The organism is Variovorax sp. 20P10.2.4 (assembly GCF_058244205.1).
Genome location: NZ_JBZAYE010000260.1, coordinates 1 through 9,684 on the forward strand (window position 1 = coordinate 1; position 9,684 = coordinate 9,684).

Consider the following 9,684-nt stretch of genomic DNA (forward strand, 5'->3'; position numbering starts at 1 on the left):
GCAGCTCGTGGGCAACGGCCGGCAGTTCGATGCCCGGCAGGTGGCACGGCTGACCGACGAGGAACGCCGCGCCTTGCAGGGCCGCTAGGCCGCACGCCCTCCGGCGCCTGCGTCCCGTCTCCCGCGAACCGGGGGGCGGGGCGGCAGCGTGCCCCTTTTCGCCCGCCGATGCACACCGAGACGGAGCCGCCATGAGCCTGAACATCCCGTGCCGCACTGCAGACCATTCCCTCGACGACGCTTCTTGCGGCGAGCCGCCCGATCCGGCGCCGCGGTGCGCTGCCTTGCAGGCCATCCTGGTCGCGAACTACGAGCATCTGCGGCGCCGGCTGCTGCGCCACCTGGGCTGCCCCGACCTCGCGAGCGAATGCCTGCACGAGGCCTGGCTGCGGCTTGGCGACCTGGGCTTGGCGCACGATGTGCAGAACCCGCTGGCCTACATCCACCGCATGGCCAGCAACCTCGCCGTGGACCGGCTGCGCAGCCATCGGCCGTGGCAGTACGCGGGGGAGGAGCAGGTTGCGCTCGATGAATTGGTGGACCGGGCGCCTGGGCCCGAGTCGATTGCACAGGCGCGTTCCGATGTGGCGGCGGTGGAGCGGGCGATGGAGCGGTTGCCGCGTCGCCATCGGTCGGTGCTGATTGCGCTGCGTATCAATGAGATGACACGGCAGGAGGCGGCGGCGCGCTTCGATCTGTCGTTGCGCAGCGTGGATACGGCGTTGCGGCAGGCGTTGGACTATTGCGCGGAGAGTGCGGGGCAGGAGGTGTGGGTGGGGGTGAATGGGGGGAGGAGGGCGGTGAGGGTGGGGGTGGCGTAGGGGGGCTGACGCGTGAGCATGAGGGGCATGGTTGGCGTTGAGTTTCGGTGCAGGAGTTGGTGGGAGACGGCCGGCAACTGCGGTATCGGCCTTTTTCCTTGCTTGGCATACGCCAGATCCACGTCCAGCGAATCTTCCGCCAGGCTCTTTTACTCGGTGGTGTCGACAATGATCGAGGATTGCTCAGAGCACCTGGTTGCACCTTCCGCAGTTGGTCAAATTACTAGCCTGTTGCAGATAAGGAAACGCTGCAGAATTAACAGCGGTGCGCACGCAACAACGCTCGCAAGCTTTCTATCCGATTTTTGTCTTTGGGAGCGATCGATTTCGAGTTGTCGTTGCTTAATTTAAGCCTTTCAGATATCTTCAAAAACAATTGTGCGATCGCGCCATGTGCACGTCGCCTAAGGAGCGCCTGAAAGCATTCAACGAATGTGCCATGGCGACCGAACATACCGAGGAAATAGAGAGGGAGCGCGTGAATACGAAAAGCCACGTGAGTCTTGATAGCAGCATAGCCGGAAAAATTCCCACCACTGCGAAACGCAATCGTGTGCTATCGACGAGCGCCATTGATATGGCCAAACGTTTCAAACGGATAGTTTGCCTTGGGGTCGTGCTCCTGTGTGTTGTGCTCGGTTCCAGCAATGCCTCAGCAGAGATCTTTCCGATCTCGCAGGCAGTCACTCTCAGGGCTGACAGTTATCTTGAATTTCTCACCTCAAGGGGGTGGTTTTCGTCCAAAGAAAAAGCTTGCGAAGCATTTTCCGGATGGTATGGGGAAAGATGGCCGCCCGGTCCTTACAACTTTCAAGTACACCCGCAGGGGCATTTGTGCGGGGTCTGGGATTTCATCTTCGCATCGAACATGTGCCCGATAAATAGCGAATTGGTCGAGAACAGATGCGAATGCAAGCGGGGCTTCGCAGAAACAAGCACGCCGGGAGCATGCACGGCCATTCCCAAAGAGGTATCAGCGAACTCTTGTATGGCTGGCTTGCTAGCAGGGCACCCTGTAGCTCCTGCTTTAGGGGAGAAGTTTCGCTCAGAGATGGATTTCATTGACGGCGGGCCATCACCTCTAGCGCTCACTCGTACTTATCGAAGCAACTGGGGGGCGGATTCCACTCGAAAAGTTGGGGCATTCGGGAAGGCTTGGATTCACAACCACGAAATCAAACTTGAATTTGCAACAGGAGCCAGTCACGACTCAGTCCGGATTTTTGATTCTTCAGGTCAACCCAGAGAGTTCAGAAAAGCGGTAGGGACAGCAAACTGGACGGCCTTCGATAGCGCAGACTCGTTCGCGCAGACAACGGATGGAGGATGGACTTACTACCGAGCAGATGACGGGACTGTTCAGTATTTTGATACTTTCGGAAAACTGCAGACGCTAACGGAACGAAATAGCTGGACAAACACGTACTCATATGCAGCGAGCGGCGAACTAACGTCCATAACCAATCAGTTCGGACGCAGCCTCACGTTCTCTTATGACAGCAGCAAGCGGTTGATTCAAGTCACTCTGCCGGACTTGCGAACCGTGGGCTATAGCTACGACGCTACCGGCAGATTGACTACGGTCATTTTTCCGGATGGCAAGAAAAAGACCTATCTTTACGAGTGGGGGCGCTTCCTGTACGCACTCACAAGCATGAAAGATGAGGTTGGCGTCCATTGGGCCAGGTTCTACTACACCGATCAAGGCCGAGCGAACGCGACTGAGCTGACGGGAGGCGTAGACCGGTATGACATCACGTATCCCAGCGCCGAAACTGCTGTTATCACCGATCCTCTGGGAACTGCACGTACTTATAGCTATAGCGGCACCAAGAGCAAGCAAGTAGTTGCTGGCGCCTCATTGCCTTCCGGCATTGGTGAAGCCGACGCCTCCAGCCGAGTGCAGGACGCCAATGGCCTCATCACCAGCGAGACCGACTTCAAGGGCGTGGTGACCACCACCACCTGGGACACCGCACGCCGCCTCCCGCTCACCGTGACCCGCGCGTCCGGCAGACCCGAGGCTCAGACCACCACCACCCAGTGGCACCCCACCTTCAGCCTCCCCGTACTGATCACCGAGTCCGGCCGCACCACCGCCTTCACCCACGACGCGGTCGGCAATGTCCTGACCCGCACCGTTACCGACACCGCCGCCAACAAGGCCCAGACCTGGCAGTGGACCTACAACGCTTCTCAGTTGGTCGAGACGGCCACGGAGCCCAACGGCGCCACCACCACCTACACCTACGACCTCCGAGGCAACGTCCTCACCAGCACCAACGCCCTGGGCCACGTCACCGGCTACGCCTACGACCTCGCCAACCGCGTTACCAGCCAGGCCGAACCCAACGGCCTCGTCACCACCTACACCTACGACGCGCGCGACCGCCTGCTGACCCAGACTGTCGGCGGCCAGCAGACCACCACGCTGACCTACAAGCCCTACGGCAGTGTCGAGACCATCGCGCTGCCCACGGGCCTGGTGCTGACCTACACCTACGACCCGGCCCATCGCCTCACCGGCTGGAGCAACAACCGCGGCGAGAGCGGCAGCTTCACGCTTGACGGCATGGGCAACCGCACCGCCGAGCAGATCAAGGACAGCAGCGGCGCCGTGGCTTGGAACGCCGCGCGCACCATCAACAACATCAACCGCGTCTCGGGCAAGACAGAAGGCCCGAACCAGACCAGTTCCTTCGGCTATGACGCCAACGGTGAGCTCACCCGCAGCACCAACGGCCTGAACCAGAGCACGCAACTGGGCCTGGACAACCTGCGCCGCGTGGCGTCGGTGACCAACGCGGCCAATGCCACGGCCACCCTCAAGTACAACGCCCTCGATGCCGTCACCGAAGCCAAGGACTTCAAGGGCGTGGCCACCGGCTACACCCGTGACGCCCAGGGCAACGCCACCGCCGAGAGCAGCCCAGACACGGGCGGAGCGACCACCCAGTACGACAACCTGGGCCTGCCCAGCCAGATCGTCGACGCGCTGGGCCAGGCGACCACCATCAACAGGGATGCCCTGGGCCGGCCCACGAGCCTCGTCTTCGCCGACGGCAAGACCACCACCCTGCGCTACGACCTCACGGCCACCAGCAAGGGCTACCTGTCGGAGATCGTGGACCGCAGCGGCACCGCCGAATACACGCGCGATGCCTTCGGGCGCGTGGTGCTCAAGAAGCAGACCTTGGCCAATGGCAGCATCCAGCAGATCGGCTACGCCTACAACCTCAACGGCACGCTGGGAAGCATCGCGTACCCGACGGGCGCCACGCTGAGCCATGTCTACGACGCGACGGGCCGCCTCACAGGCCTGAACTGGAACAGCACGCCGCTGGTGAGCAACATCACCTGGAACCCGCTGGGCCAACCCACGGGTTGGACCTGGGCCTTCACGAGCACCGACCCGAAGCTCAAGGCCACGCGCAGCTACGACACGGCCGGGCGTATGACCGCGACCGAGTTCGGCAGCTACGTCTACGACGCGGCGGGCCGTATCACGAGCCTGACGCAGAACCTGTACGGCCCGGCGGACACCGATCCCACGCACGACACCATCGCGAACGCCAACACCACCTGGAACGTGGGCTACGACAGCGTCGGGCGCATCACGAGCTTCAACGTGGCGGGGAGCAGCAGCAACACCGCAGGCTTCGGCTACGACGCGAACGGCAATCGCTCGAGCAGCACGCGGGTGGTCAATGGGCTGAGCACCAGCCGCAGCTACACCGTCCCAACCAACGGAAACCGCCTCACCGGCTTCAGCCAGACCACGGGTGGTGCGACCACCAGCGTGGTCTATGGCTACAACGCCAACGGCGATCTCACGGGCGACGGCTTGCGCAGCTACGGCTACGACGCCGAGGGGCGGCTGAGCACGGCGACCACGGGGGCCACGGACAGCAGCCCGACGACGCGCTACGCCCACAACGCGTTGGGGCAGCGGGTGTTCAAGACGGAGCCGTTGTATCCGCCGAGCCAGGGGGATGAGAGCGACCCGAGCTTCATGCAAAGCCTGATCGCGTTCTTCAAGAAGCTGTGGAATCCGAGCGCAAGTCAGGCCGAGCAGTTGGGCTACAGCTATGTGTACGACGAGCGGGGCACGCTGGTGGCGGAGATCGGCAGCGGGGGGACGAACAGTTCAGGCCAAGCCAGCTACATCTACCTGCCAACGGCCAATGGGCCGATGCCAATCGCTGCCGTCATCAACGGCAACACCTATGCGGTGCACAGCGACCACCTGAACACGCCAAGGAGGCTGAGCAATGAAGCGAGCCAGCCGATCTGGCAATGGCGCTACAGCGCGTTCGGGGAAGAGGAGCCGACGATGGCAGCCAAGCGGTTCACGGGGCCTGAGACGGTGCCGAGCACTGGCGCAACGTCAACGACACCCATCGCTTTCAACCTGCGCTATCCGGGGCAGTATTCAGATGCGGAGAGTGGGCTGTTCTACAACTACTTCCGTAGCTACGACGCGCGGGTGGGGCGCTATAGCCAACCGGATCCTATCGGGCTACAAGGTGGATGGAGCCGGTTTGGATATGTCGACGCAAATCCACTGAGATTCATCGATCCGTTTGGGCTTGATCGCTGGGGTGATGGCCAGTGGGGTCCGAGCAGCAATCGCTCTGCGCCAATGTTCGATCCCAGGTACAACGACAGCGAGGCTTGGCGGTGGAACAACAACTGCTATTCCTATGCGCTCAACAGACCCGGCACGAGATCGGGCGGTCCAGTGCGAGGGGTTGGTGGCACTGATCCTGGCGAGCCATCCGGCGCAGGCATCTCAGGCATTAACCCAAATTGCGGCGATACGCTTGATGCAGTGCGTCGTGATGGAGGCGTCGCACCGCGGGCAGATCAGTCCTGTCCCGCTGGTTACCACGGCGCGCAACTCTTCATTCGGCCGACCAGCATCTCCCAAGGTCTCGGTGACTATCACTGGTATCGTCAGGATGCCGACGGCACTTGGTCTGACAAGCAAGGAAGCAGGCCCGCAAAGCAACTTGGCGGTTCTCCGCTTCCACCATCAACCTACCCAACACAATGTGGAACTGTATGTTTACCAAACTAGCGGTGATCTTGCTCGGGCTGACGTCCTTCTGTGCCGCAGCTCAGGACGCGCCCGCGCGTGTTGGAAGCATCAAGGAGGCAGGTACTTGGGTCGACAAGATCTATTCGTCGCATGCAGAGAGGCGCTACAGCGTCAAGCTTCCAACTGGGCGGAACGCGGAGATCTATGCTCTCTATGCGCCGAGGGGTTCAGGTATTGGGCAACTCGACGGCTGGTTCTATTCTTGTGCCAATGGCGACGCCGTATGTGATTTGATCGCGATGGCGAATCTAGGGGCATCTAGGGATATCAAAGAAGATCCCGTGGTCACATATGAGCATCCGTATCTGGTCGTCAAGTCTGGTAGCAATGTCTTGCTCAGGGTAAAGCGGTAGAAGAGTTTGGGCCAGACTCCATTCCACGAGCGGTTGCGCATCCTCCCAGACGCAGCTATCTGCTAGCGATGACGAAGTCGGAACGCGTCGCAAGCTTTGATGTAGCCAGCAACGGCAGCAATTTCAGATCAAATTCCGCATCGCCTGCGCCGTCTCCCGCAACACCGGCAACACCCGCGCCACCGCATCCTCCGAGCTTTCGTGCCCCATCGGCATCGTGATGTTGAGCGCGCCCACCAGCGTGCCGTGGCGGTCGCGCAGCGGCACCGCGATGCCGCGCGAGTTGAGGTCGAGCTGTTGCTCGGACAGCGCCCAGCCCTGGGCGCGGATGCGCGCGAGCTCGAGCTTCATGCGCTCCATGCTGGCGATGGTGTGCGAGGTGAAGACGGTGAGCTGGCGCGTGGCGAGCCATTCGTTGAGCTCGGTGTCGCCGCGCAGCGCGAGCATCAGCATGCCCGAGGCCGTGACCTGCGCGGGCACGCGCGCGCCGAGCACGTAGCCGGTGCTCATGCTGCGGTTGGGGCCGTTGCGCGCGATGTAGACCACCTCGTCGCCGTCCATCACGCTGAGGTAGGCGATCTCGTTGGTGCCGGCGGCCACGCGCTGCAGAAAGGGCTGCACCACGCGCGGCAGTCGCGCCGACTCGAGGTAGGACTGGCCCAGCCGCAGCACGCGCGGCGTGAGCCAGAACAGCTTGCCGTCGCTCGCGACGTAGCCCATGTGCTGCAGGGTCAGCAGATAGCGGCGCGCGGCCGTGCGCGTCATGTTCGTGCGCTGGCCGGCCTGGCTCGCCGTGAGGCGCGGGTTGGCGTCGTCGAAGGCCTCGATGATGCTCACGCCGCGCTCCAGGCCGGCGATCCAGTCGCGCTTGTCGAGGCCGGGCGGTGCGGGTGGGTCGTCGTTGCTCATGATCGGGGAGTGTGCCTGCGCCGCTGGCCGGTGGGATCGCCGCATCGATGGGCAAAAACCCTAGGTTTGAACGATTGACGATCTTGAAAGATCGATCATCGAACGAAATGGTAGTTTGGAGCCAGCAAGCCCGGGGCGAAAGGACTATAAAGCCGGGCATCCAGCCTCGAAACGAGCGATTGACGAACGGAAAGACGCCCATGAGCCTCCCCATCAGCGGCAGCACGCAGGCCTACCTGATTCCCGGCGACCCGGTGCGCAATGTGCGGTTGCCGCGCATGTTCAACGCCGCCTTCGAGCGCTTCGGCATCGACGCGGTGCTGCTGCCGATGCAGGTGCCGGTGCGCGACTTCGCGGTGTTCTTCAAGTCGGCCTTTCTCGCGCGCAATGTGCGCGGCATGGTGATCGCGCCGCCGCACAAGCCGCTGGTGGTCGACCTGCTCGAGGGCGCGGGCCTGTTCGGCCGCGTGGCCGGTTCGGTCAACGTGGTGCGCCGCACCGAGGCCGGCCAGCTCGAGGGCGACCTGTTCGACGGCGAAGGCCTGATCGGCGCGCTCGACCGTTTCGCGATTCCCTTTCGCGGCAAGCGCGTGCTGATCCTCGGCGCGGGCGTGAGCGCGGCGGCCATCGGCGTGGCGCTGGCCGAGGGCGGCACGGTCGATGGGGCCGAGTACATCGCGTTCTACGACAGCTCCGCGGGCAAGGCCGCGGGCGTGGCCGCCAAGCTCGATGCCTTCTTCGACGCCCGCGTGGTGGCGGTGGACAGCAACGCGCCCGAGGGTTACGACCTGGTCGTCAATGCCACGCCGCTGGGTCTGACCGACGACGATGCAGCGCCGGTCGACGTGGCGCGCATGGACGGCCACGCTGCTCTGTTCGACATCCTGCTGCGCAACCAGCCCACGCCGCTGGTGCGCGCGGCACGCGCGCGCGGCCTCAACGCGCAGGCCGGCTTCGAGATGCTGATCCAGCAGATGCCGCACTACTTCGACTACTTCGGCCATGCCGATGCGGCTGCGGCCCTGCGTGCCGACTCGGACTTCCTGCGCGAGATCGTCTATCCCGACGCGATGCGCGCCGAGATCGCCACGCCGTTGCGTTACGGCGCGGCCTGAACCTTTTTTTACGTAGCTTCGCGCATGATTTCCGGCAAGACCACGCTCATCGCCCACCTGGGCTATCCCACCGAGGCCTTCAAGGCCCCGATGATCTACAACCCCTGGTTCGAGCAGCAGGGCATCGACGCGGTGGTGGTGCCGATGGGCGTGAAGCCCGAGGACTACGCGGCCTCGCTCGCGCAGATCTTTCGCTTCAGCAACCTGCGCGGCGCGCTGGTGACGATGCCGCACAAGGTCACGACGATGTCGCTGGTCGACGAGGTCACGCCCACCGCGCGCATCGCGGGCGCCTGCAACGCGATCCTCAAGCGGCCCGACGGCACGCTGCTGGGCGACCAGTTCGACGGCGCGGGCTTCGTGCGCGGGGTGGAGCGCAAGGGCCGGCCTTTCCGGGGCACGCGCGTGCTGGTGTCGGGCGCGGGCGGCGTGGGCTCGGCCATCGCGGCGTCGATCGCGGCGGCCGGCGCGGCCGAGCTGATGCTGTTCGATGCGCATGCTGCTTCGGCCGAGGCGCTCGCGGGGCGGCTGCGTGAGCACTATCCGCAGCTGAAGGTGGCGACCGGCTCGAAGGACCCGGCGGGCTTCGACGTGATCGTCAATGCCACGCCGCTGGGCATGAAGGCCGACGATCCGCTGCCCTTCGACATCGAGCGCATCGACGCCGGCACCTTCGTCGGCGAGGTCGTGATGAAGACCGAGTACACGCCGCTGCTCGAGGCCGCGCGTGCCAAGGGCTGCGCGGTGCAGGTCGGCACCGACATGCTGTTCGAGATGATCCCGGCCTACCTCGAGTTCTTCGGCTTCGGCAGCGCCACGGCCGACGAGCTGCGCGCCAGCGCGAAGCTCCAGTACTGACATCCCCACGACAAGAACACCATGAGCATCTTCGAAGGCTTCCTCTCCACTTCCGAAACCCTGGGCGCCTTCAGCGACCGTGCCTTCGTCGACGCGATGCTGCGCTTCGAGGCCGCGCTCGCGCGCGCGCAGGCGGCCGAGGGGCTGATCCCCGAGAGCGCGGCGCACTCGATCGTCGGCAGCTGCAAGGTCGAGCTGTTCGACGTCGCCAAGATCGTGCGCGAGAGCGGCCGCGCGGGCAGCGTGGCGATCCCGCTGGTGAAGGCGCTGCGCGAGGCGGTCGGGCTCTTCAATGCCGAGGCCGCGCCCTTCGTGCACTTCGGCAGCACCAGCCAGGACGTGATCGACAGCGCGATGTCGCTGGTCACGCGCGAGGCGGTGGCGCTGATCGAGACCGACCTCGCGAAGGCGGCCGAGGCGCTGCTGCAGCTCGCGGTGCAGCACGCCGCCACGCCGATGCTCGCGCGCACGCTGATGCAGCCGGCCTCGGTCACCAGCTTCGGCTTCAAGTGCGCGGGCTGGGCCGC

General features: G+C 63.9%; 6 protein-coding genes. 5 read left to right on the plus strand and 1 reads right to left on the minus strand.

Annotated elements, in window-relative coordinates:
• Positions 1-191: 191 nt before the first annotated feature.
• Together AC27VN_RS22395 and AC27VN_RS22400 are read left to right on the plus strand one after the other, a co-directional pair.
• Positions 192-821, plus strand: a complete 630-nt coding sequence (locus AC27VN_RS22395) for an RNA polymerase sigma factor (RefSeq protein WP_490877939.1) — start codon at positions 192-194, stop codon at positions 819-821.
• 439 nt (positions 822-1,260) lie between these two features.
• The gene (locus AC27VN_RS22400) at positions 1,261-5,901 is read left to right on the plus strand and encodes an RHS repeat-associated core domain-containing protein (RefSeq protein ID WP_490877940.1); all 4,641 of its coding nucleotides are present in this window, start codon (positions 1,261-1,263) and stop codon (positions 5,899-5,901) included.
• 497 nt (positions 5,902-6,398) lie between these two features.
• Here AC27VN_RS22400 and AC27VN_RS22405 read toward each other — a convergent pair whose 3' ends face one another.
• A complete protein-coding gene (locus AC27VN_RS22405; protein ID WP_296782130.1) occupies positions 6,399-7,184 on the minus strand; it encodes an IclR family transcriptional regulator domain-containing protein in 786 nt (261 codons plus the stop codon).
• 200 nt (positions 7,185-7,384) lie between these two features.
• Here AC27VN_RS22405 and AC27VN_RS22410 point away from each other — a divergent pair, with 200 nt between their 5' ends.
• The 3 genes from AC27VN_RS22410 to AC27VN_RS22420 all read left to right on the plus strand — a co-directional run.
• Complete coding sequence (locus tag AC27VN_RS22410; RefSeq protein ID WP_261206631.1) at positions 7,385-8,299, plus strand: shikimate dehydrogenase family protein; 915 nt, start codon at positions 7,385-7,387, stop codon at positions 8,297-8,299.
• Positions 8,300-8,323: 24 nt separating this feature from the next.
• Positions 8,324-9,157: a shikimate dehydrogenase family protein gene (locus AC27VN_RS22415; RefSeq protein ID WP_490877941.1), complete on the plus strand. Its 834-nt coding sequence runs from the start codon at positions 8,324-8,326 to the stop codon at positions 9,155-9,157.
• Between the two features lie 21 nt (positions 9,158-9,178).
• A partial coding sequence (locus tag AC27VN_RS22420) for a lyase family protein (RefSeq protein ID WP_490877942.1) occupies positions 9,179-9,684 on the plus strand: 506 nt, incomplete at its 3' end.